The sequence below is a fragment of the Bacillus sp. PK6-026 genome (assembly GCF_054161455.1).
In genome coordinates, this window is the sequence record NZ_CP096418.1 from 1,103,529 (window position 1) to 1,125,905 (window position 22,377).

Annotated in this window: 22 protein-coding genes; 12 read left to right on the forward strand and 10 right to left on the reverse strand. The window is 46.9% G+C overall.

What is annotated here, in order from left to right:
• Positions 1 to 113: 113 nt before the first annotated feature.
• Positions 114 to 461, forward strand: a complete 348-nt coding sequence (locus M1D59_RS05580) for a YhaI family protein (protein WP_023856555.1) — start codon at positions 114 to 116, stop codon at positions 459 to 461.
• Here M1D59_RS05580 and M1D59_RS05585 read toward each other — a convergent pair.
• On the reverse strand, positions 458 to 1,078 hold the full coding sequence (locus tag M1D59_RS05585; RefSeq protein ID WP_020450797.1) for an HTH-type transcriptional regulator Hpr: 621 nt from the start codon (positions 1,076 to 1,078) through the stop codon (positions 458 to 460). The genes M1D59_RS05580 and M1D59_RS05585 overlap by 4 nt on opposite strands.
• A 193-nt stretch (positions 1,079 to 1,271) precedes the next feature.
• Positions 1,272 to 1,628, reverse strand: coding sequence for a YtxH domain-containing protein (locus tag M1D59_RS05590; RefSeq protein WP_039072586.1), 357 nt, complete (start codon positions 1,626 to 1,628; stop codon positions 1,272 to 1,274).
• 161 nt (positions 1,629 to 1,789) lie between these two features.
• Between M1D59_RS05590 and M1D59_RS05595 the strand changes: the two genes are divergently transcribed.
• Positions 1,790 to 1,981, forward strand: a complete 192-nt coding sequence (locus tag M1D59_RS05595; RefSeq protein ID WP_020450798.1) for a hypothetical protein — start codon at positions 1,790 to 1,792, stop codon at positions 1,979 to 1,981.
• A gap of 92 nt (positions 1,982 to 2,073) precedes the next feature.
• Here the strand turns inward: M1D59_RS05595 and M1D59_RS05600 are convergent, their stop codons facing one another.
• From M1D59_RS05600 to M1D59_RS05610, 3 genes are all read right to left on the reverse strand, one after another.
• Positions 2,074 to 2,601: a tryptophan transporter gene (locus M1D59_RS05600; RefSeq protein WP_023856557.1), complete on the reverse strand. Its 528-nt coding sequence runs from the start codon at positions 2,599 to 2,601 to the stop codon at positions 2,074 to 2,076.
• Between the two features lie 142 nt (positions 2,602 to 2,743).
• On the reverse strand, positions 2,744 to 3,817 hold the full coding sequence (serC, locus tag M1D59_RS05605; protein WP_458117867.1) for a 3-phosphoserine/phosphohydroxythreonine transaminase: 1,074 nt from the start codon (positions 3,815 to 3,817) through the stop codon (positions 2,744 to 2,746).
• 198 nt (positions 3,818 to 4,015) lie between these two features.
• The gene (locus tag M1D59_RS05610; protein WP_020450801.1) at positions 4,016 to 4,435 is read right to left on the reverse strand and encodes an HIT family protein; all 420 of its coding nucleotides are present in this window, start codon (positions 4,433 to 4,435) and stop codon (positions 4,016 to 4,018) included.
• Between the two features lie 524 nt (positions 4,436 to 4,959).
• Here M1D59_RS05610 and M1D59_RS05615 point away from each other — a divergent pair.
• From M1D59_RS05615 to M1D59_RS05625, 3 genes are read left to right on the forward strand one after another with little or no spacing between them, the layout of a single operon-like run.
• Positions 4,960 to 5,700, forward strand: coding sequence for an ABC transporter ATP-binding protein (locus M1D59_RS05615; RefSeq protein ID WP_020450802.1), 741 nt, complete (start codon positions 4,960 to 4,962; stop codon positions 5,698 to 5,700).
• Positions 5,693 to 6,919 (forward strand): ABC transporter permease, encoded by a 1,227-nt coding sequence (locus M1D59_RS05620; RefSeq protein WP_020450803.1) that lies wholly within the window; start codon positions 5,693 to 5,695, stop codon positions 6,917 to 6,919. Before M1D59_RS05615 ends, M1D59_RS05620 begins: the two co-directional genes overlap by 8 nt.
• Positions 6,920 to 6,967: 48 nt before the next feature.
• Complete coding sequence (locus M1D59_RS05625; protein WP_003180270.1) at positions 6,968 to 7,678, forward strand: EcsC family protein; 711 nt, start codon at positions 6,968 to 6,970, stop codon at positions 7,676 to 7,678.
• 30 nt (positions 7,679 to 7,708) lie between these two features.
• Here M1D59_RS05625 and M1D59_RS05630 read toward each other — a convergent pair whose 3' ends face one another.
• From M1D59_RS05630 to M1D59_RS05640, 3 genes are all read right to left on the reverse strand, one after another.
• Positions 7,709 to 8,869 carry a M20 family metallopeptidase gene (locus M1D59_RS05630; RefSeq protein WP_458118040.1) on the reverse strand — a complete coding sequence of 387 codons (1,161 nt, stop codon included), beginning with the start codon at positions 8,867 to 8,869 and terminating at the stop codon, positions 7,709 to 7,711.
• Between the two features lie 140 nt (positions 8,870 to 9,009).
• Positions 9,010 to 10,386, reverse strand: a complete 1,377-nt coding sequence (locus tag M1D59_RS05635; protein ID WP_023856561.1) for a membrane protein — start codon at positions 10,384 to 10,386, stop codon at positions 9,010 to 9,012.
• Positions 10,387 to 10,493: 107 nt separating this feature from the next.
• Positions 10,494 to 10,997, reverse strand: a complete 504-nt coding sequence (locus M1D59_RS05640; RefSeq protein WP_023856562.1) for an antibiotic biosynthesis monooxygenase family protein — start codon at positions 10,995 to 10,997, stop codon at positions 10,494 to 10,496.
• Positions 10,998 to 11,128: 131 nt separating this feature from the next.
• Between M1D59_RS05640 and M1D59_RS05645 the strand changes: the two genes are divergently transcribed.
• The 6 genes from M1D59_RS05645 (at position 11,129) to M1D59_RS05670 (ending at position 19,897) form a co-directional block, all read left to right on the forward strand.
• Positions 11,129 to 13,267 (forward strand): transglycosylase domain-containing protein, encoded by a 2,139-nt coding sequence (locus M1D59_RS05645; RefSeq protein WP_103749061.1) that lies wholly within the window; start codon positions 11,129 to 11,131, stop codon positions 13,265 to 13,267.
• Between the two features lie 125 nt (positions 13,268 to 13,392).
• Positions 13,393 to 14,454: a uroporphyrinogen decarboxylase gene (gene hemE, locus M1D59_RS05650; RefSeq protein WP_023856564.1), complete on the forward strand. Its 1,062-nt coding sequence runs from the start codon at positions 13,393 to 13,395 to the stop codon at positions 14,452 to 14,454.
• Between the two features lie 73 nt (positions 14,455 to 14,527).
• Positions 14,528 to 15,466, forward strand: coding sequence for a ferrochelatase (gene hemH, locus M1D59_RS05655; protein WP_458117868.1), 939 nt, complete (start codon positions 14,528 to 14,530; stop codon positions 15,464 to 15,466).
• 15 nt (positions 15,467 to 15,481) lie between these two features.
• Positions 15,482 to 16,894: a protoporphyrinogen oxidase gene (gene hemY, locus M1D59_RS05660; protein WP_023856566.1), complete on the forward strand. Its 1,413-nt coding sequence runs from the start codon at positions 15,482 to 15,484 to the stop codon at positions 16,892 to 16,894.
• Between the two features lie 196 nt (positions 16,895 to 17,090).
• Positions 17,091 to 17,663, forward strand: coding sequence for a TetR/AcrR family transcriptional regulator (locus M1D59_RS05665; RefSeq protein ID WP_195536141.1), 573 nt, complete (start codon positions 17,091 to 17,093; stop codon positions 17,661 to 17,663).
• Between the two features lie 71 nt (positions 17,664 to 17,734).
• Positions 17,735 to 19,897, forward strand: a complete 2,163-nt coding sequence (locus tag M1D59_RS05670) for a YhgE/Pip domain-containing protein (protein WP_059231187.1) — start codon at positions 17,735 to 17,737, stop codon at positions 19,895 to 19,897.
• Positions 19,898 to 19,954: 57 nt separating this feature from the next.
• On the opposite strand, the gene M1D59_RS05675 is transcribed toward M1D59_RS05670, so the two are convergent.
• Entirely contained in the window at positions 19,955 to 20,950 is a 996-nt protein-coding gene (locus tag M1D59_RS05675; RefSeq protein WP_101560668.1) for a ketoacyl-ACP synthase III, read from the reverse strand.
• Between the two features lie 106 nt (positions 20,951 to 21,056).
• On the opposite strand from M1D59_RS05675, the gene M1D59_RS05680 reads away from it, so the two are divergent.
• On the forward strand, positions 21,057 to 22,094 hold the full coding sequence (locus tag M1D59_RS05680; protein WP_458117869.1) for a M42 family metallopeptidase: 1,038 nt from the start codon (positions 21,057 to 21,059) through the stop codon (positions 22,092 to 22,094).
• A gap of 78 nt (positions 22,095 to 22,172) precedes the next feature.
• On the opposite strand, the gene M1D59_RS05685 is transcribed toward M1D59_RS05680, so the two are convergent.
• Positions 22,173 to 22,370 carry a hypothetical protein gene (locus tag M1D59_RS05685; protein ID WP_003180298.1) on the reverse strand — a complete coding sequence of 66 codons (198 nt, stop codon included), beginning with the start codon at positions 22,368 to 22,370 and terminating at the stop codon, positions 22,173 to 22,175.
• Positions 22,371 to 22,377: the final 7 nt, after the last annotated feature.

Below are 22,377 nucleotides of genomic sequence, written 5' to 3' on the forward strand. Positions count from 1 at the left end.
GTCATTTTCCAAAGAATTTAGAAGGGTGTAAAAGGAACAGAAATCTCCCGTGTTGAACTTTCATCAGAAGGGAATATCGGCTAAAATAAGAGAAAGGGAGAGAAGGGACAAATATGAACTCTATGGAGCAACGCCTTGAGCGGCTGGAATATTACATCAAACTGTTATTGAACAATGCGGATATGGAAGAGTATCCGTATTATAAAATGTTGATCGAAAAGGGCTTATCAGAGGAAGAAGCAAAGGAAACGGAAAAGCTGTGCGAAGAGCTCTCAAAGGAGCTTGAAGCACAAAAAGCGCAAGGATATGTGATGTTCGATCATCTCCTCACGCTTTTTGCGGGACAGTTAAATGAAAAACTTGAAGTGCACGAAACGATTTTCGCCCTTCACAGACAGGGTCTGTACAAACCGCTGATGAGCGAATTCATCAGCATTATCAGGCAATACGATCTGGCTTAGTTTTTAAGAGGCTCAAGCGGTTTGTCCATCTCTATCGATTCCCCGGCTTCTTTTGCTTCTTGTTTTTTCTTCATTTTGCCCTCTTCGCTCGTAAATTCACTTTCGATGTTTGAAAACGATTTTTCGAAAATTTCCATGAAGTCATCGCCGTAAATATGGCGGATGATCGACATCATCTCGACGATTTCTGGAAACTTCCCGTACAGCTGATGAAGGGGCTGAGCGCCTTTTAAGACGGCATTCCGGGTCGGATCGTAAGACTCGAGGATTTTAAGGAAAACGTCTTCACCTTTCGGAGTCAGCTGAATGTAAGTGTTTCGTTTGTCATTCAACTTTTTGGAAAACTCCAGGTAACCTCTTTCCTCAAGTTTTTTTGAAAAATTAAACGCTGTGGATACGTGCATGACGCCGAACTTGGCGATTTCCGAAATGGATGCACCGTTCAGCTGGTAGGCGATCCACAAAATATGATGCTCGTTAATGTTCAGATCATAAGGTTTAATCCACTGCTGCCAATCCTTTTCTATTGACTTCCAAAGCGCCTTGCTAAGCTGTGCCATTCTTTGACTGAATAAAAGGGCTTCTTTCACCGTATAGGGCTCTTCCGCTCGATTCATTCACTTCACCTGCTTCTCTTTATCTTATAATTTCTATTATGCCAATAAAATAAAGATTAATAAAGATGTAAATTTACGAAATTTTTAAAAAATCCAGCTTTACGGTGTGAAATCAGGATTTTACCCAAAAAAAGAGCGTGAAAATTTTCCATTCACACCCCTTTTTTAAGGTTCATTTTTTTCGCTGAGTATATTAGTTTTGTAAGGTTTTCTCCAGCTGTTTTATCTTTTCTTCAATCTCAGCGATTTCCTTTTTTAAGTCCTGCTGGTGAGGTTTGATTTCATCGCGCCATTCCTGGATGGACGTTTGCAGTTCGCTGCCGACGTCTTTGATGATTTCCGCGCCTTCTATGGCGGTTTTGACGAATTGCTCTTTTAATGCGATTCCGTCGTTTTTCAGCCTTTTGACGGTGTCTTCCCATTTACCGCAGTTGGCTTTTAGCTGTCCTCTCAAGTTTTTTCCTGAAGTCGGCGCGGTCAGCAATGCTGCAACACCGCCAATAACACCGCCTACAATCAGTCCAGCTGCTAAAGATCGGCCTTTTGACATGTACATCACCCCGGTTATATTTTTAAAGATCAGGCTTGGCAGGCGCCCGTCTTCTCATGATTAGATACTGGCGTTCGAGCCGGGCCATCCGTTTCTCTTCTTAGAAACTTCTGCATAGCTTGCTTTATTTTAGCATACTTTTAAAAAAAGGAGGGAGAGGGTTGTCTGTCATTATCATTGTTTTGACAATTTTAAGCGCTGTGTTTACCGCCGGCTCCTTTTATTATTTAAGGCTTCTCGGATATTCTGCATCTTACCCGCCGAAACGCATTCTTAAACAAAAAGCGCTTTTTTGCACGGGAAGCGCAGGATTGGCGCTCCTGCTCCTTTTTTTTATTCAGCTTCTTATATAAAATATCGGGCGGATTCCCCTTTTTTTGACCATCAAAATGAAAAAAAACCTCTTCAAAAAAAGGATAACCCTTTTCAAGAAGAGGTTCTGGTTTTATTTGACTTGTTCAATCAGCCTTGAGCGCTTCATGATCGACTGCACGATCGGGAAGATGACCGCCATGGAGATCGTGTTGATCAAGGCAGCAGGTAAAACGACAACAGAAAACAGGGTAATGAACCCCTGGTTTCCAGGCAGGCCGACGATGAACAGCGCAGCCGTAAGGAAAATGGTTCCGGAAAGAACCGTTCCTGCAGCAGTTAATCCGGCGGCGGCAAGCGTTTTGCTGTTCAGCTTTTTCACAAGCAGAAATACGCCGAAAAACATCAAGGCTGTTAGCGGTTTGTCGATGATGTTGGGCAGCTGTCCTCCCGGAAAAGCCGTCGTCAACGCGGAAATGACGCCTGTCACGATTCCGATGACAAGAACATTTTGCAATCTAGGGAACAAAAGGATTCCCATAAACATCATGATCAGCATCATATCCGGCTTCATTCCGTAGAAAAAAGGCGGAATCACAGCGTGAAGCGCCGCTCCAATGGCGACAAACAGGGCCATAGCCACTAATTCTTTTGTTTTCATGTCTATTCTCTCCTCATCTAGGCTCTTTTTACGCTTTCCAATAATATGCTCGTCATTTATTGCGAAAGCTTTCTAGTAGTATATCAAACTTTCGAAGGAATGGGGAAGCCTTTTTCGCCATCTTCCATCATCAGGATAACCATCAGTTTTCTTCGCGGAAGTTCTTCATAAAGGCCGCCAGCTTTTCGCAGTCTTCAACAGATACGGCATTGTAAATCGAAGCGCGGCAGCCTCCGACCGAACGGTGTCCGCCAAGCCCTGACATTTTTTCTTCCTTTGCCTTTGCGATGAATGATGCTGTCAGCTCATCATTTTTGAGCGTAAAGGTAACGTTCATGTTTGAGCGGCTGTCTTCTCTCGCATGGCCGCGGTAGAATCCGCCGCTTTCGTCGATCGCGTTGTATAAAATACCGGCCTTTTCGCGATTGCGTTTCTCAATGGCATCGAGGCCGCCTTTTTCCTTGAGCCACTCCAGCACGAGAGACAGCATATAAATCGCAAAAGTCGGCGGGGTATTGTAGAGAGAATCCGCTTTGGCATGTGTTGAGTACTTCAGGATTTTGGCAACTTGCTCGTTTTCTTTGCCGAGCCAGTCTTTTTTCATGATGACAACGGTCACCCCTGACGGTCCGAGGTTTTTCTGAGCGCCGGCATAGATGATGTCAAATTGGGAAACATCGATTTTTCTGCTTAAAATATCGCTGGACATATCAGCGACAACCGGAATCGGAGCGTCAGGGAACTTTTGCCACTGCGTTCCGAAGATCGTGTTGTTGGAAGTCAGGTGGAGGTAAGCACCGTCTGCCGGAATCTCCGGTACTTCGGGAATATAGCTGTACGTATTTTCTTTACTGGACGCGATGATCGATGTGTTTCCGAAGAGCTTCGCTTCGGCGAGCGCTTTTTCAGACCAGGCGCCTGTCATTATGAAGTGCGCCGTTTTGTCTTTGGAGAGGAAGTTCATCGGAATCATTGAGAACTGAAGGCTTGCTCCGCCTTGCAGAAACATGACTTCATAATCATCAGGTATGTCCATCAGTTCCTTTAACAGAGCTTTCGCTTTTTGATGAACGGCGTCATACTCTTTGCTGCGGTGGGACAGCTCCATCACGGACATCCCCGCACCGTTGAAATCAAGAAATTCGTCTTTCGCCTTTTGCAGTACTTCTAAAGGCAGTGCTGCCGGTCCTGCGTTAAAGTTCGTTGTACGTATCATCACAATCGCTCCCTGTTCATGTATAAAAATATAAAACCATCCTATCACAAAAGGTTCCGGTTATACATAAAAAATTTGAATTGTGTGAAATATAGAACAAAGTCTATTTAGTCGTGCCGGGCGATCTGATAAATGTGGAGTTTTTTTGAACGAAAAAAAGACGCCGGCAGCTGCCGGCGCCCTTGGACAATGTCTCGATTACAGGTGCTTGTTGATGGAAGCTGCAATGTTCTGCAAGTCTTCCGGTGAATAGTCGTCCGCATGTGTTTTCCAGACGGCTCCGAATCCGTCTCCTTTGCCGTAGCGGGGGATGATGTGCATGTGATAGTGGAAGACGGACTGCCCCGCTTTTTCGCCATTGTTATTCAGAAGGTTTAAGCCGATCGGCTCGTATTCGTCTTTGATAGCTTGGGCGATTTTCGGAACCGCTTCAAAAAATTCCCTTGAAACATCAGGTGTCATTTCGTAAATATTGGTTTTATGAACTTTTGGAATCACAAGCGTATGCCCTTTTGTGACTTGGCTGATGTCGAGAAAAGCCAGTACATGTTCATTTTCAAATACCTTTGCACAAGGGATTTCTCCGTTTATGATTTTGCAGAAAATACAGTCGCTCATACTTTTCCTCCTTTTTCCATTAGGGAAAGGTTATGTATAAGCAACATATTACCACAATTTGCGCGAAAACACGAAAAACAGGATGAACGGCTCCAACGTTCACCCTGCCTGAAGAAGGTACGCTTTAATGAAGAAACGTTAACTGCCTTTTGCAAGCACCCCATTTTCGTCAAAATGAAAGCTTGTAACGCCTATACATTTCCTGCGACAAACACCTCATTTGATCGTCACACCTTTTTTATATGACGGAGATGTCAAATAAAGCAGGTGCTTTCTCAATTCAGTGGATGAAAGAAATTTCTAAGCTTGACATGTTTCATACTCAGGAACTCTTGCCGATTTTGTCTTTGACAAACACCTCATTCGCCAGAGTTGATAAGCTTTCCCTTCTTCAAGAATTAGAATGTCCTGATGCGCATTCGATTATTCGTTTTATTTTAAGGCCGAAAAGCGGGAGGGAAAACGTTTCAAATACATTCTTGTTTTTGGTACTATTAAGAAAAATGCAGGAAAGGAACGAACGTATGTCACTACTGACTGTTAATGAGTTAACTGGAGGGTATACAAGAAACCCGGTGCTGCGCGATGTTTCATTTGCGATTGAACGGGAGCAGATCGTCGGGCTGATCGGTTTGAACGGAGCGGGGAAAAGCACGACGATCCGGCATATCATCGGCTTAATGGAACCGCACAAAGGATCGGTTGAATTGAACGGCAAAACGTTCATGGACGATCCGGAAAGCTATCGTTCCCAATTTACGTTTATTCCGGAAACGCCGATTTTATATGAAGAGCTGACATTGAAGGAGCATTTGGAGCTGACGGCGATGGCGTACGGCCTTTCGAAGGAAACGTTCGAGAAAAGGCTTCCGCCGCTTTTGAAAGAATTCAGAATGGAGAAGCGCCTGAAATGGTTCCCTGCCCATTTTTCAAAAGGTATGAAGCAGAAGGTTATGATCATGTGCGCTTTCCTTGTCGAACCCGACCTGTACATTATAGACGAACCGTTTCTCGGTCTTGATCCGCTGGCGATCAATGCCCTTCTCGAGCGGATGAACGAAGCGAAGAAAAACGGCGCGGCCGTTTTGATGTCGACGCATATTTTGGCAACGGCAGAGCGGTATTGTGACTCCTTCATTATTCTTCATAACGGCGAAGTGCGGGCGAAAGGAACGCTTGATGAGCTCAGAGAGCAGTTTTCGATGGAAGAAGCGAGCCTCGACGACCTGTATCTTGAACTGACGAAGGAAGAGAGCTATGAATAGCATTCTGGGGATTTGGAAGACAAGAATTGAGGAGTATGTCAAAGAAACAAGATCATATTTGAAATACATGCTGAATGACCACCTTGTCATCGTCATGATTTTTTTCCTTGCAGGAGCTGCGAGCTGGTACAGCAAATGGCTGAAAGAGATGCCCGAAGGTTTTCCCGCCTATTGGGTGATGGCCGTCATCTTTTCGTTCATTTTGACAGGCTCATACGTCCGCACGCTAATTAAAGAAGCGGATCTCGTCTTTTTGCTGCCGCTCGAAGCAAAGATGGAGCCGTATTTTCAGCAGGCTTTCCGATTCAGTTTGTTGACGCAGCTTTTTCCGCTGGCCGCCGCGGCCCTCGCTTTGGCACCGCTCTATTTTGAAGCGAGCGGCCAGGCATTTTCCGCGTACTTCATCTTGCTGATTCAGCTGCTCGTCTTAAAAGGATGGAACACAGCGATGCAATGGCGGATGACGTTTTTCGGCGAAAAAAACATGAGGGTCACCGACTGGATTGTCAGACTGCTTCTCAACACGATCGCGATCTATTTCGCTTTAGCGTCTTCATACGGATTTGCAGCAGCTGTCTACCTGATCATGGCCGCTCTGTATGTGTATTTTAAAATGATCGATAAGAAAAAATCGTTTAAATGGGAGCTGCATATTGAAGACGAAATCAGAAGAAAGCAGCGGTTCTACAGAATTGCGAACCTATTCACAGACGTTCCCCATCTTAGAAAGCAGGCGAAAAGAAGAGCATATCTCGATTGGATGCTCCGGTTTATTCCGTATGAACAGCGCCGGACATTTACATATATGTACGGAAGGGCCTTTATCAGATCAAACGACTATTTCGGTATCGTCGTCAGGCTGACCGCAATTTTTGGTATCATCATCGCTTATTTTTCGACATATGAGTGGGTTTCTGCGGCGCTCATCGTCTTTACCGTATTCATTACAGGAATTCAGCTGACGCCGCTGTTTGATCATTTTTCACATTTGTCCTTGCAGGAGCTTTATCCCGTCAAAGCTGCAGAAAAGCGGAAGAGCTTTTTCGGTCTGCTTCACATTGTTCTGAGCGTCCAGGCGCTTGTTTTGTCTGCCGTTGCCGGAGCCATGATGCAGTGGACCGGGATGCTTGCCGGACTGGCCGGCTCCGCATTGCTTATATTTGTAATTTTGAAGCCTTATTTCAACAGCAGATTGAAGAAAAATGCCAAGAGATCATGAATCCTTTTCTTTTTAAGCAAGTATGATGAAAGAAGAGGTGAGAGGCGCATGAATGAAAACCAGCTTTATTTGGAGGAAGCGATCCGCTGGAAAATGAAGTTTCTCAGAAAGCCGTCGATGGCTGAGCGGATGTCGAAAGGCGTGCAGTCGAAAATCAACGCCCGCATTCCCGCCAAAGTTCATAAAGCGATAACAGAAAGCATTAAAAAGATGGTCGAGGCCACTTTGCTCGGCTCGAATTTGACGACTTTTGACAAGAAAACAGGCGCGCTTTCGCTAAGGGAAAAAGATGAGCTGGCTCAGAAGACGATTGCCCAGTATCAAAAGGCGGCTGCCGTTGAAGGGATCGGAACAGGTGCAGGCGGGATTTTTCTCGGACTGGCGGACTTTCCGCTTTTGCTCGGCATCAAAATGAAATGCCTGTTTGAATTGGCGTCGATTTACGGATATGATATCAAGGAAAAAGAAGAGCGGATGTTTCTTCTGTATATTTTTCAGCTCGCCTTCTCAGGGGAAGCTCACCGAAAAGAAATTTTCCGTATGATTGAACATTGGGAAACCGAAAAGCGCGAAATCGATTGGCTGGCATTTCAGCAGGAATACCGGGACTATCTCGATCTTGTAAAGCTGTTTCAGCTTGTGCCGGGCTTCGGCGCGGTCATAGGCGGAACGGCTAACTATAAGCTGCTTGGGCATCTTGGGGAAACAGCGAGACACGTTTTCCATATGAGGTTGATACATGAGACAGCCGGATATTGATGATCCGGCTGTTTTTTGCTTTTTCGGTTGTTACATTGCAGGCGTTTCGCGGAGCGACTGCTCTTTCTCCTGATAGGAGACAGCGGCATTTGCCAGCACCTTGGCTGCGATCAGCAGCGCTTTTTCATCAAGATCGAATTTCGGATGGTGGTGGGGAAACACCGCGTCCGGATTTTCAGGACGGGCGCCTGTAAAGAAAAATGTCCCTTTGACGCGCTCTAGGTAGTAAGCGAAATCTTCCCCGCCCATTTGCATGCCGCTTTCCTCAACGTTTTCGACGCCTTCTGTCTGTTTGGCGATTTTTGCGAGAAAAGCTGTTTCTTCCGGATGATTGCAGACAGGCGGATAGCCCCTTTCAAAGGAATAGTCACAGTCAGCACCATGCATGCCGCATATACCTTTTGCAATCTGTTCAATTTCGTTTTCAATCAAGGTGCGGATTTCATCATTGAAGGAACGCGCCGTCCCGATTAAAACGGCTTTATCAGCGATTACATTAAAGGAGTTTTCGGCAACAAATGAACCTATCGAAACGACTGCCGGCTGAGTCGGATCGAGTCTGCGGCTGACAATCTGCTGGAGTGAAGCGACGATCTGCGATCCGATCAACACGGCGTCTTTTGTTTTATGAGGCTGTGCGCCATGCCCGCCTTTGCCTTTAATCGTAATCGTAAAACGGTCCGCAGCGGCCATGATCGGTCCTGTTCGATATTGAACGGTTCCCGTCGGCTCAGTAGCCCACAAATGGGTTCCGAAAATCACGTCAACACCGTCAAGACAGCCGTCTTCAATCATCGGCCTGGCTCCACCCGGGGAATATTCCTCGGCGTGCTGATGGATGAGGACGATCTTTCCTTTTAAACGGTCGGCATGTTCGTTCAAAATTTTCGCGAGGACGAGCAGGGTGGCCGTGTGCCCGTCGTGTCCGCAGGCATGCATCACTCCCGGCACCGTCGACCGGTAAGGCACATCTTTTTCATCATGAATGGGCAGCGCGTCAAAATCGGCTCGAAGCGCAATGACGGGGCCGGGCGATCCGCCTTCGATGTGCGCGAGAACTCCGCCCCCGCCGACATTGGTGCGGATAGGCATACCGAGCGCTTCATAGTAAGAAGCGATAAATGCGGCTGTTTTCTTTTCTTGAAAAGAAAGCTCCGGGTGCTGATGAAAATGACGCCTCAATTTGACCATTTCATCGTAGTGTGCATCAAGCTGCTCATTAATTTGTCGGATGAATGCGGATGCGCTCAAAAAAATTCCTCCTTTTAGGAATGACAAGTTTTTATAATTTTATGACAACTGAAGCCGCTGTTCAACCTTGCTGTCACGTTTTATAGAAGAAAAATGGCGGCAATCGTTGTGACAGTTAATCCGGCTGCTACAGGAATAAAGTTTTTTCTGGCAAGATCGAACGGGTCCACTTTACAAATCGCTGCTACCGGAATGAGCGCCCATGGCACAAGCGTACCGCCGCCGACCCAAATGGCTGAGATTTGGCCGAGTGCGGTCAGAACGGCCGGGTTGCCGTCAACAGCCGCAGCAAACATCGAAGCAGCTGATCCGGCTAGAGATATTCCTGAAAAACCGGAGCCGTCAAGACCGGTCACCGCTCCCGTGACAGTGAGCGCCACTGCGGCGAGTTCTGGAGAGAGCGGGACGCTGTGGGCAAAAGCTGAACCGAGGTCCTGCACGATCCTATTAGAAAAACCGGGTATCTCGGCTGTCAGTACTTTTTCGAAACCCGCGTCGCCCAAGTAAAAAAAGGCGGCGATCGGAATGACGGGGGCAAACACTTTAAAGCCGAACTGAAATCCGCGAATGAAATAACCGGTGATTTTCTCAAGACGACGGTGTTTGTGGACGATAAAATGAATGAGAATCATGACGAAGACAGCTGTTCCTCCGACAAGCGCCGTCGCTTCGTCTCCTTGCAATTCCAGGATCAGCATCGCGGCGATATCCCCTAAAAAAATGACCGGAATCATCAGTGCGAGCCATTTTCTTGGGGCTGGGGGAAGAAGCCATTCAGGCTCGCTTTGCCGCCGCTCACTGTTTGCGGCTGCTTGATTGTCTTTCTCTTTCCTGAGCATAAAAAAGGCTGCCGCCGTTGTCGAAAAGCCCATGATCAGGACGAGCGGAACGCTTGCAGACATCACTTCTGCAACGGACAGTCCGGCTGCATCTCCGGTCAATTTAGGCGCCGCCTGGATGATGTAATCGCCTGATAGAGCGAAACCGTGGCCGAATAAATTCATGGCGCACGCTACCGCTATCGGGGAGAGGCCGGCTTTCAGCGCGGCAGGCAGGAGGACGGCGCCGATCAATGCGACAGCCGGGGAGGGCCAAAAAAATGAAGAAATGATAAACATTAAAGCTCCGGTGATCCAGTAGGCCAAGGCAGGACCTTTCATCCATTTGGCGATCGGAGTGACCATTGCTTCATTAACGCCGGTCTTTGCCAGCAGTTCGCTCATCGAAACGGTAAAGCAGATGATGAAAATGGTCGGGAGAAGTTCTCCGGCGGCGTAGATTAAGCTGTTGAACAGGCCCATCACAGAGGCAATGGCAGAATGGGTCGCCGCTAATGAAATGAAAAAAACCCCGGCAAGCGATATAAAGGTGGTATCAAGACGAAGAAGCATAAATGCGAGAATTGCAGCGATAAAGCCCAAATATATAAAGTGAACGGACGTTAATTCAATTTCCATTTCCCGATCCCCCCGTTAACATAACCTCATACAGCTTATTCCTGGGCTGTCAGAGTGTGAAGGAAGGGCTCATTTCCTCGGAAATAAAAAACTGCCTTAAAAGGCAGTTATTCGACAGAATGATACGAAGAAATATAGGATGGGCGGGAAAAAATCGTTCCGCCTTGGTTGATTCCAGCTGAAGATTCCTTCTTTTGATGGGCTTCGCCGAACGATTTGGAGCTTTTCCAGTCCTGAAACGACTGTTCTGTGTCCCACAGCGTCAGTACGATATACGTATCGCTGTCTTTCGGCCTCAGCACCCTGAGGGCTTTAAAGCCAGGCTGATTTTCGATTTTTCCGGCTCTGTTTTTAAAACGGGTTTCGAAAAGCGGTCTTCCTTCCGGTGTGACAGGGATGTTGTTGAGGACGGCGAATCCGGAATGTTCCAAAGTTCCCGACTGATCGATGATTTCGTAGCGGTGAGGAGAATGAAAGACGCTTTCTCCGTCGGTTTCGTGAAAGAGAATGGCGGAATCGTGGCTTTTCATAAATAACATGTTTTCAAGACCGTGCTGTTTGGCGAGCTTTTTTAAAAACTCGACAGTTCCGTATGTAATGTAAAAATTCAATTTTATCACCCCTTTTTGATAGTATAACAAAAGGACGATTTAAAATTCTATCTATTACCCGCTATAAATGCTGCAACATAATTTGAAGAAAAAATTCCCATACTAGCTATAGAAAGGAATGAGGTGACCATATGAGAAAGAGATTTTTCATTCCAATCATCATTACAGCGGCGATATTCCTTTTATCGTTAATCGGATATATTACGATTTTGTTTCTGGGGGATTATGTGATTGATGAAAAGAAACTGATTTTCCATGCTTCTTCTAAAATCGTCGACCAAAATGGAGAAGAAGTCACAAGCCTCTATACTGAAAACAGAAGACCTATTTCAATTGCCGAGGTGCCGGACGGCGTAAAAAATGCCTTTATCGCGGTTGAAGACAAGCGCTTTTATGAGCACCACGGCATCGATTTTAAATCCGTGAGCCGTGCGGTCTATAAAGATATATTAGCGGGAGGAAAAGTGGAAGGTGGAAGTACGATCACCCAGCAGCTCGCAAAAAACACTTTTTTGACACACGACAAAACGTTTTTAAGAAAAACGAAAGAAGTCATAATCGCGATCAACTTGGAGCGGGACTACAGCAAAGACAAGCTTTTGGAAATGTATTTGAACCAGCTTTATTTCGGGCACGGCGTCTATGGAATCCAGGCGGCTGCAAACTACTTTTTTAGCAAAGATGTGAAAGACTTGACGGTCAGTGAGGGAGCGGTGTTGGCTTCCATTCCTAAAGCGCCGTCCACGTATTCGCCCATTCTCAATCCGGAAAAAAGTCGTGAGCGACGCAATGTCATTCTCGGCATGATGAACGAGCAGGGATATATCAGCTCAAAGGAAACCGTCAGAGCCCAAGGCAGCACATTGGGCCTCCACGTGAAAGAAAAATCAAAAAATCCGTGGCTTGACAGCTATATTGATCTGGTCATGAAAGAAGCGGAAGACAAATATTCGATTTCGAGTGAACAGCTTCTTCAAGGCGGATACACAATCAGTGTTCCGCTCGACGTTTCGATACAAAAAGCGGCTTACACGCTGATGAAGCAGGACGGCTATTTTCCCGGAACAGACAATAAAGCTGAAGGGAGCGCCGTTTTTATCGATAACCGGACAGGCGGCGTAGTGGCCGCTCTCGGAGGTCGGGAATACGCTCCGAAAGGCTACAACAGGGCAACAGCCCCGCGTCAGCCGGGTTCGACTTTTAAACCGCTTGCCGTTTACGGCCCCGCTCTTGAAGAAAAGCGGTTTAAGCCGTACTCCATGCTTGAAGATAAACAGCTGTCATACGGCGGCTACTCGCCGAAAAACTATGACGGCCAGTACGAGGGCAAGGTCTCTATGGTGGATGCGCTGACCTACAGCAAAAACGCGCCTGCCGTATGGACGCTAAATGAGATCGGAATCGAAACGGTGAAGCCTTATCTCAGCCGCTTGGGCATGAACGTGCCGGATGAGGGCCTGGCATTGGGGCTGGGCGGCTTAGAGAAAGGAGTGTCGCCGCTTGAGATTGCCGGGGCATACCGGACCTTTGCAAATTCAGGACAATACACCGAGCCATTCTTTATTAAAAAAATCACGGACGAAAACGGGGATGTCATATTCCGCCACGAGGAAAAATCAGAAAAGGTATTCAGCAAACAAACCGCTTGGAACATGACGCGAATGCTAGAGGAGGTCGTGAAAAGCGGAACGGGAAAAGCCGGTGATTTTTCCGGAGAGATTGCAGGAAAAACGGGCTCGACCACGTATACCGGAAAAGAGGGCGGAACAAAAGATGCCTGGTTTGCGGGGTATACGCCCGAAGTGACGGGAGCTGTCTGGATGGGCTACGATAAAACGGATGAATCCCATTATTTAAAAGGCGGCAGCGCTTATCCGACAAGGCTGTTTAAAGACATTTTAAAACGCTCCAACCATAAGCCTGAACGATTTAAGGCGCCTGAAGGTGTAAAAGATCTGGACAGGCCGATCCGCCTCGAAGATTTGGAAAGTGTTAAAGCAGACTATTCCTTTACGCCGATGGGGCTGATTACGGTGTCATTAAAATGGCATGAACAAGAGGATAAAAGGGTTGAATACCGAATATATGAAAGGAAAAACGGAAAAGAAACGCTCATTGATACGGTTAAGGGGAAAGGAAGCTATTCAATCCCTTATGCAAACATCTTTTCCAATGCTTCCTATAAAATTGTTCCGTACAATCCGCAGACGAAAACAGAGGGGAAAGGGACTGATTATATCGAACCGAAAGTGTTTCCTTCGGGTCATTAGGTACCCGAAATTCATCAATTTCTTGAACAATAAGTCTCATGAGTATACCGTTCAATAAAAAAACGGTATATTGGAAGGAGTAATTTTGCGAACGTATGGTTGCAGCTTGAAAGGTGGATATCATGATGAAAAACGACAAGGCTTTTAATGACACATTCTTAAAAGCGTGCCGAGGAGAAAAAGCCGCCCATGTACCGGTATGGTACATGAGGCAGGCTGGAAGATCACAGCCTGAGTACAGAGCGCTCAAGGAAAAATACGGACTGTTCGAAATTACGCATCAGCCCGAACTGTGCGCTTACGTGACAAGGCTCCCCGTCGAACAGTACGGTGTCGATGCGGCAATACTTTATAAAGACATAATGACACCGCTTCCAGGTATTGGCGTTGACGTCGAAATTAAAAACGGCATCGGTCCTGTTATCGATCAGCCGATCACATCTCTCACAGATGTTGAAAAACTCGGCGAACTCGAGCCGGAGGAGCATATACCATATGTGCTGGAGACGATCAGGCTCTTGACAGAAGAACAGCTGAACGTTCCGCTGATCGGTTTTACTGGGGCGCCGTTTACACTGGCTAGCTATATGATCGAAGGTGGCCCGTCCAAAAACTACAATAAAACAAAAGCGTTTATGTACAGCCAGCCTGCTGCATGGGACCTCTTGATGAAAAAGCTCGGGAAGATGGCGGCTGTATACGTCAAAGCCCAAATCCGCGCCGGCGCCAAAGCCATTCAAGTGTTCGATTCCTGGGTCGGGGCGTTGAATGTCGGTGATTACTGCCGCTATATCAAGCCGACGATGGACATTCTTTTCAAAGAGCTGAAAAAAGAAGGCGTGCCGCTGATTATGTTCGGGGTCGGCGCAAGCCACCTCGCGACTGAATGGCACGATCTTGACCTTGACGTCGTCGGGTTGGACTGGCGGATGAGCGTGCAGGAAGCCAGGGATAAAGGGCTGACAAAAACGCTTCAGGGGAATTTGGATCCTTCGATCCTCCTCGCCCCGTGGGAAGTCATTGAAGAGAGGACGAAAGCCATTCTCGATCAGGGCATGCAGACGGACCGGTTTATTTTCAACCTCGGTCACGGGATTTTTCCCGAAGTGAGTCCTGACACACTGAAAAAATTGACGGCATTTGTTCATGAGTATTCCGCCTCAAAAAAATCGAGCCTGATGACATGAGCATTTCAGTTGGTCTTTTCAATATAAACTGTCAAAATACGTATAGATCATGATCTTTAAAGAGGTGTTCACGTTGGGTAAAAAGAAAATGGGGCTTCTTGTTATGGCGTATGGGACGCCGTACAAAGAGGAAGACATTGAACGTTATTATACACACATCAGAAGAGGCAGGAAGCCTGAGCCTGACATGCTTCAGGACTTAAAAGACCGCTATAGGGCGATCGGCGGAATTTCTCCGCTTGCAAAGATCACGCAAGAGCAGACGAAGCAGCTGGAAAAACGCTTAAACGAGCTTCAGAATGATGTGGTATTCAAGTCATATATCGGTCTCAAACATATCGAACCTTTCATCGAGGATGCCGTTCAGGAGATGCATAAAGACGGGATTACAGAAGCCGTCAGCATCGTGCTTGCGCCCCATTTCTCCACTTTCAGCGTACAGTCGTACAACAAGCGGGCGAAAGACGAGGCTGAAAAGCTCGGCGGATTGTCGATCACATCGATCAACAGCTGGTATGATGAGCCGAAATTCATCGCATATTGGGCGGATCAAGTGAGAAAAACCTATGACGAAATGCCTTCGGAAGAAAGGGATAACGCCGTCTTGATTGTATCGGCGCACAGCCTTCCTGAAAAGATCGTCGAAATGGGTGATCCATATCCTGAACAGCTTAAAGAATCAGCGAAACTGATTGCCGAAGCAGCGGGTGTAAAAGATTACGCCGTCGGCTGGCAAAGCGAAGGAAACACCCCTGATCCGTGGCTTGGGCCGGATGTTCAGGATTTGACCCGTGACTTGTCAGAGCAAAAAGGGTACAGCGCTTTTGTTTATGCTCCCGTCGGCTTCGTAGCTGACCATTTGGAAGTTCTTTATGACAACGATTATGAATGCAAAGTCGTCACAGACGATATCGGAGCAAGCTATTACAGACCTGAAATGCCTAACGCAAAACATGAGTTTATCGATGCTTTAGCAGATGTTGTATTAAAACAATTGGAGAAAGAACAGTAAAGAAGGCGATTGTAAATGAGTGGAGAACGCAGGCAGATTGTCATCATCGGCGGCGGTATTACCGGATTGGCCGCCGCCTTCTACTTGGAGAAGGAAATCAAAAAGAACGATCTCCCGGCCGAAGTCACGCTTGTTGAAGCAAGTCCGAGACTGGGCGGAAAGATACAGACGGTACACAAAGACGGCTATGTGATTGAACGGGGGCCGGATTCATTTTTGGAACGGAAGCAAAGCGCACCTCAGCTCGTGAAGGATCTCGGGCTGGAGCACTTGCTCGTGAACAACGCGACAGGCCAGTCTTATGTTCTTGTCAGCGAAACGCTCTATCCGATTCCGGAAGGAGCTGTGATGGGGGTGCCGACAAAAATCGGACCTTTTCTGACAACCGGCTTGTTTTCCTTGCCGGGGAAGTTGAGAGCCGGAATGGATTTGCTGCTTCCAGCGAGCAAGCCGCAGGAAGACCAGTCGCTCGGAGAATTTTTCAGAAGGCGCGTCGGCGGTGAAGTGGTGGAGAACCTGATCGAACCGCTTTTGTCAGGCATTTATGCCGGGGACATTGACCGCCTCAGTCTGATGTCAACTTTCCCGCAATTCTACCAGACAGAACAGAAGTACAGAAGCTTGATCATCGGGATGAAAAAATCGCGCGGCGCCCAGAGCGCCAAAAAGCCTGCGAACAAAAAGAAAGGCCAGTTCCAGACGGTGAAAACCGGCCTGCAGACGATTGTTGAAGAACTGGAAAAGCAGCTCGATATCACAAAGGTTTATAAAGGCACAAAGGTCGTCAGCATTGAGCGCGCGGGCTCGGGCTACAGCATGAAGCTTGACAACGGCAAGGTGCTTCACGCTGATTCGGCCGTGGTCACCGCTCCCCATAAAGCAGCTGCCGCGATGTTTCCAAAAGCGGATTGGCTGAAGGGTTTAGAAGATATGGTGTCAACATCTGTCGCCAATGTGGCGCTCGGATTTCCGGAAGAAGCCGTCCAAATGGAGCATCAAGGAACAGGCTTTGTCATTTCAAGGAACAGCGACTTTTCGATTACGGCGTGTACTTGGACAAACAAAAAATGGCCGAGCACAACGCCTGAAGGAAAAGTTCTGTTAAGAGCTTATGTGGGGAAAGCCGGCGATGAGTCCGTTGTCGAACAGTCAGATAACGAAATGGTGAAAATCGTCCTCGACGATTTAAGACGGATTATGAAGATCGACGGCGAGCCGGAAATGACCTGCATCACAAGATGGCATGAAGCGATGCCGCAATACCATGTCGGCCATAAGAAAAGAATGAAAGAGATCAGGGAAGGGTTACAGGCGTCATATCCGGGCGTTTTCATGACGGGGGCCTCTTTTGAAGGGGTCGGCATTCCGGATTGCATCGACCAAGGCAAGCAGGCCGTAGCCGATGTGCTCTCACACCTTTTCGAATAAAGAAGAGCAAATAAAGCTGTCCGAATCCATTCGGCGGCTTTTTTTATTTCACTCTTTTTACAGCTTTCATCATTTTAAAGTTTGTTTATGGAAAAGATAACATTTAAATTATTGCATTTTATATTCAGGTGTGTTACATTACTTTTTGTACTTACTGACCAAAATGTTCAAATAGTCAATTTCGGGGTGAGAAACCGTGAGCAAAGATCGAAAAGCACTGATTTTAGAAGCGGCGACAAAATCGTTTACACAATTCGGCTACAAAGCGACGACGATGGATCTGGTGGCGAAGCTTGCCAATGTCGGCAAAGGTACGATTTATACTTTTTTCAAGAATAAAGAGGAACTGTTCGACGACATTTTTTCTTCGCTTCTGATTGAGATGAAGCAAACGGCTGATCAAGCGATTGATCCTGAGCTGCCTTTTCACGAAAATGCCCATCGCGCGATGATGGCGATATTGGAGTACAGAAAGAAGCACCAGCTGACCATTAAGATCTTTCAGGAAGGTGCGGAGCTCGGCACACCGGCGGCCCGCGAAGTGATTGAAAAGCTGGAACGCATGGTCATCAGCTATATTAAGAGAAAGATTAAAGAAGCGATTAAAAATGACGATATTAGACCGTGTGACCCCGAGCTGAACGCGTTTGTCATCTTCAAGCTTTACATCGCGCTCATCTTTGACTGGGAAAAAAACCATGAACCGCTGAAAGATGAAGAGTTGGCAGAGATGCTGAAAATGTATATTTTAAAAGGATTATCTCGTTAGATTGTCCTTTCTTTGTTTAAAGGGGTGCTTATCCGCATAGAGAGCGGCTACTAACTAGGAGGCGTATCAACATGAATGTTTTCAAAAACCAGTGGAGAGAACTGATAACCAATAAAAAACTACTGATATCCGTGATCGGGGTTCTCTTTATACCGCTGATTTACAGCAGCATATTTTTGGCGGCGTACTGGGACCCATACGGAAACGTCGATCAGCTCCCCGTAGCGGTTGTGAATTCCGACAAGGGAACGACATATGAAGGAAAAGACCTTCACATCGGCGACGACCTTGTCAAAGAACTGAAAAAAAACGATAAATTCGACTGGCATTTTACGACGAAGGAAAAAGCGCTGAGAGGCTTGCAAAATGAGGAATACTACATGGTTGTAGAAATTCCTGAAAACTTTTCGAAGGATGCCAGCACGGTGATGGATAAACATCCGAAAAAGCTGAATCTGATTTATCATACAAACGCAGGACGAAACTATGTCGGCGCCCAGATCAGCGATAAAGCGATTGAACAGCTTCAGCATTCAGTCGGTTCTGAAATCACGCAGCAATATGCCGAAGTCATCTTTGACAATTTCGGCAAAATCGCAAAAGGTCTCGGTGAAGCCAGCGAAGGTGCCGGAAAACTGGATAAAGGACTGAAAGATGCGAAAGAAGGAAGCGAAACGCTGAAAAAGAACCTTGAAAAGCTTGCGAAAAGCCAAATTCAGTTCAACAAAGACGGAATGGAGAAGTTCGGCACAGCATTCAATACGCTGAACGACAAAATTCATGAGCTTGATTCAGGGCTTGCGCAATTTTTGGAAAAAAGCGGCCAGCTGCACAGCGGTGCTCAACAGCTCCAACAAGGCATGCCTCAGATTGTGGCGGGATTGGAGCAGATGAATGAAAAAGCGCAGATGATAAGCAAACTCGAAGAAGCCATTTCAAATGAAAAGATTCAGCAGCTTGAAACGGCACTTTCAAACGCCGAAAAGGCAAAAAAAGAAATCAGTCAGATCTCGAAAAATATTGATGAGCTTGAAGCGGCATTGAAAAACCAGCATAGTGAAGTCAAACAAATTATTGAATCCAGCAACATGCTGACACAAGAACAGAAAGCCGCGCTTATGAAACAAGTCGATGAAAAAATGGGAACGGTGAAGCTGCCTGAGTTTGACAAGTTGAAAGCGCAAATTCCCGATGTAAGCGAACTTCCCGATTTATCCGGGCTGAAACAGAAGCTTGAGGAATTGAAGCGAGTTCCTTCGGATGTGAACAAGCTTTATAAAGGATCGCAAAAGATTCAGCAAGGGCTCGATGCGCTGACAAACGGTTTGGGTGCTTACAACGAAAAATTCGCGGAGGCGAAAAGCGGATCATCCAAAATCGCCGAAGGCAGCCAGACGTTAGTCGGGAAGTTCGGCGATCTGCAAAGCGCGGCTGATAAACTGAAGGACGGTTCTTCCAAGCTTGCAGAAGGGGCTAAATCTCTTGATGAAGGTCTTGGCAAGCTGTCTGACGGAAGCGGGGAGCTGTTTGACAAGCTGTCTGACGCTGCTGATCAGACCGGCGATATTCAAGCGGGAGACGAAAACTACAATATGTTCTCAGATCCCGTCGATGTGAAAGGCGATAAAATCGATCCGGTTTCCAACTACGGAACAGGATTAACCCCGTATATTTTGTCGCTCGGCTTATTTGTCGGTGCATTAATGATCACCGTCGTCTTTGATGTGAAAGAGCCGGCTGTCCGGCCTGAATCAGCTTTCGGCTGGTTTATGAGCAAATTCAGCGTACTTTTTGCAGTGGGGATTCTTCAAGCGGCGATCGCCTGCACGATCATTCTCTCTGGCATCGGGCTTGAAGTGCAAAGCGTCTGGAGATTTTATGTGTTCAGTATGATCATGAGCATTACATGTCTTGCGATCATTCAATTTTTGGCTGCGACCATGGGAAATCCGGGACGTTTCATTGCCGTCATTCTGCTCGTGCTTCAGCTTGGAGGAAGCGGAGGAACATTCCCTCTTGCACTTGTTCCTAAGTTCTTCCAAGTCATCCATTCCGCACTGCCGATGACCTACAGCATTGCGGGATACAGAGCGGTGATTTCAAGCGGAGACTACGCGTATATGTGGGAGCAGGCTGCCGTGCTCGGCGGTGTTGCGATCGTCATGATGGCCTTGACGCTGATTTATTTTAAAGTGCTGCTGAGAAAAGGAAAAGTTGAAGAGCAGCACGCATAAAAGAAAAACATCTTTTCAAGCCCGGCAAGGGCAAGAAAAGATGTTTTTTTTTTGAAATCAGGAAGCTGGCGCGCCCCATTTTACAATCAGTCCCGTATATGTAAGACCCCCGCCGAAACCGAACAGAATCAAGGTATTGCCCTCTTTCAACTTTCCGTTTTTGACGGCTTCATCAAGGGCGAGAACGATTGATACGGATGAGGTGTTGCCAAACCATTCGACGCTCGTCAGCGCTTTTTCGAGTGAAATTCCGGTTTTTTCGCAAATTGATTCGACCATTCGCAAATTCGCGCTGTGCGGGACGAACCAATCGATATCCTTCAGCTCCATTTCAGCTTGGCTAAGCAGCTTTTTGACGCCTTCGGGAATGGACCTGACCGCCCATTTATACACTTCGCGGCCGTTTTGAACCATTTTTCCTTCACCTGAGAGCGGCTCCCCTTTAAGGTCGCTGCGCAAGCCGGTTCTGTATAAATGGCGGGCTCCGTCACCTTTCGTATCCTGGGCAAAAGTAATGAAGCTTGGGGAATTGTCGTCCCGTTCGACAAGCAGGGCGCCCGCGCCGTCGCCGAACAAAATGCAAGACGCGCGGTCTGTGTAGTCGGTTGTTTTGGATAAGGTTTCACCGCTGATCACAAGAATTTTTTTGTGCAGTCCGGAAGTGATCAGGCCGTTGGCGATATGCAATCCGTATGTTAATCCCGCGCAAGTCGCATTTACATCCACCGCGCCGACTTCTTTCCATCCGAAGTGCTCCTGAACCTGGCATGCCGTGCTTGGAAAAGCATAGTCCGCCGTTGTGGTAGAGACGATGATCATGTCAATATCGTCCAGCGTGCCGTTGTATCTGCTTTGTAGATTTTCAACGGCCTTTATGCAAAGATCTGATGTGAATTCGTGACTTCCTGCGATTCGCCTTTCTTTCATTCCTGTCCGCTGAACGATCCATTCATCAGAAGTATCGACGATTTTTTCAAAGTCTTTGTTTGTCATGCGCTTTTCGGGAACATAGGTGCCGATGGCAGAAATTCGCGCTTTTGATAAAGTTTTCATGAAGTTCACTCTCCTTTTTTTAATTATAACACCTAGTATTAGTATCTGGTACTAAAATATTGATCTGATGTATACTATAAACATCACAAGTTGGGAGGAATGAACAATGTCAGGACAGAAAACGATGGAGCTCATCAAGGAGCTCGTCTCCATCCCGAGCCCTACCGGGAATACGTATGACATCATAGACTATATCAATCGCCTATTACAGGAAGAAGGAGTCGAAACAAAGTTTAACCGTAAGGGCGGCCTGATCGCGACGATACCGGGCCGCGACAAAGCCCGGCACCGGATGCTCACCGCTCATGTCGATACCCTCGGAGCGATGGTGAAAGAGATTAAGCCGAACGGAAGGCTGAAAATTGACTTAATCGGGGGGTTCAATTACAACTCGATTGAAGGCGAGTATTGCAAAATTGAAACAGCATCAGGGAAAACTTACACCGGCACGATCTTAATGCATCAGACATCAGTGCATGTTTACAAAGACGCCGGAAAAGCCGAGCGGAACCAGAAGAATATGGAGGTCCGCATTGACGAACCGGTCCGCAGTGAAGAAGAAACCCGGGCGCTCGGCATCAATGTCGGTGATTTTATCTCCTTCGACCCGCGCGTTGAGATCACACCGAGCGGGTTTATCAAATCGCGTCATCTTGATGATAAAGCAAGCGTCGCCCTCCTTATTGAGCTGATCAGAACGATCAACACAGAAGGGATGACACTGCCTTACACAACGCATTTTTTAATTTCCAACAATGAAGAAATCGGTTATGGCGGCAACTCCAATATCCCGCCTGAAACGGTGGAATATTTGGCTGTTGATATGGGAGCGATCGGCGATGGGCAGTCAACCGACGAATATACGGTATCCATTTGTGTGAAGGATGCCAGCGGGCCATATCACTACGGGCTTCGCAAGCGTCTGACCGCTCTTTGTGAAACATACGGAATCGAGTATAAGCTTGATATTTACCCGTACTACGGCTCAGATGCTTCAGCAGCCATCAGAGCGGGCCATGATATCGTCCACGGGCTGATCGGCCCGGGAATTGACGCATCCCACGCGTTTGAAAGGACGCATCAGTCGTCCTTGGAGCAGACGGCAAAGCTGCTGTATCATTATGTCCTGTCTGACATGGCATAAAAAAGCTCCCAAAGGACCCCGGTCCCTTGGGAGTAAAAAAAGAGTGGAAGTCATCCATCCGTAGAGGATGGCGTTTACTTACCAGTAATCATAGTGTTTTTTCTTTTTGCAGTGATCAAAGTGGTCAAACTTCTTGTAGTCATAGTCATAATCATACTTCTTATAGCATGGATAATAGTAGTAATAATAGTAGTAGTAGTATTTCTTGCAGTCGTGGTCTTTCTTGTGGTAGTCAAAGTCATAATCTTTCTTGCAATGGTCATGGTAAAAATACATTAAACTT

Excerpts from the sequence above, each read along its gene's own strand:
- M1D59_RS05635 (WP_023856561.1), bottom strand. The coding sequence starts at position 10,386 with ATGGAAATTGAATTAACGTCCGTTCACTTTATATATTTGGGCTTTATC.
- M1D59_RS05615 (WP_020450802.1), top strand. The coding sequence starts at position 4,960 with ATGTCACTACTGACTGTTAATGAGTTAACTGGAGGGTATACAAGAAAC.
- M1D59_RS05620 (WP_020450803.1), top strand. The coding sequence starts at position 5,693 with ATGAATAGCATTCTGGGGATTTGGAAGACAAGAATTGAGGAGTATGTC.
- M1D59_RS05685 (WP_003180298.1), bottom strand. The coding sequence starts at position 22,370 with ATGTATTTTTACCATGACCATTGCAAGAAAGATTATGACTTTGACTAC.
- M1D59_RS05630 (WP_458118040.1), bottom strand. The coding sequence starts at position 8,869 with ATGGTCAAATTGAGGCGTCATTTTCATCAGCACCCGGAGCTTTCTTTT.
- serC (WP_458117867.1), bottom strand. The coding sequence starts at position 3,817 with ATGATACGTACAACGAACTTTAACGCAGGACCGGCAGCACTGCCTTTA.
- M1D59_RS05590 (WP_039072586.1), bottom strand. The coding sequence starts at position 1,628 with ATGTCAAAAGGCCGATCTTTAGCAGCTGGACTGATTGTAGGCGGTGTT.
- M1D59_RS05645 (WP_103749061.1), top strand. The coding sequence starts at position 11,129 with ATGAGAAAGAGATTTTTCATTCCAATCATCATTACAGCGGCGATATTC.
- M1D59_RS05585 (WP_020450797.1), bottom strand. The coding sequence starts at position 1,078 with ATGAATCGAGCGGAAGAGCCCTATACGGTGAAAGAAGCCCTTTTATTC.
- M1D59_RS05625 (WP_003180270.1), top strand. The coding sequence starts at position 6,968 with ATGAATGAAAACCAGCTTTATTTGGAGGAAGCGATCCGCTGGAAAATG.
- M1D59_RS05610 (WP_020450801.1), bottom strand. The coding sequence starts at position 4,435 with ATGAGCGACTGTATTTTCTGCAAAATCATAAACGGAGAAATCCCTTGT.
- hemE (WP_023856564.1), top strand. The coding sequence starts at position 13,393 with ATGAAAAACGACAAGGCTTTTAATGACACATTCTTAAAAGCGTGCCGA.
- M1D59_RS05675 (WP_101560668.1), bottom strand. The coding sequence starts at position 20,950 with ATGAAAACTTTATCAAAAGCGCGAATTTCTGCCATCGGCACCTATGTT.
- M1D59_RS05600 (WP_023856557.1), bottom strand. The coding sequence starts at position 2,601 with ATGAAAACAAAAGAATTAGTGGCTATGGCCCTGTTTGTCGCCATTGGA.
- hemY (WP_023856566.1), top strand. The coding sequence starts at position 15,482 with ATGAGTGGAGAACGCAGGCAGATTGTCATCATCGGCGGCGGTATTACC.
- M1D59_RS05670 (WP_059231187.1), top strand. The coding sequence starts at position 17,735 with ATGAATGTTTTCAAAAACCAGTGGAGAGAACTGATAACCAATAAAAAA.
- M1D59_RS05580 (WP_023856555.1), top strand. The coding sequence starts at position 114 with ATGAACTCTATGGAGCAACGCCTTGAGCGGCTGGAATATTACATCAAA.
- M1D59_RS05680 (WP_458117869.1), top strand. The coding sequence starts at position 21,057 with ATGTCAGGACAGAAAACGATGGAGCTCATCAAGGAGCTCGTCTCCATC.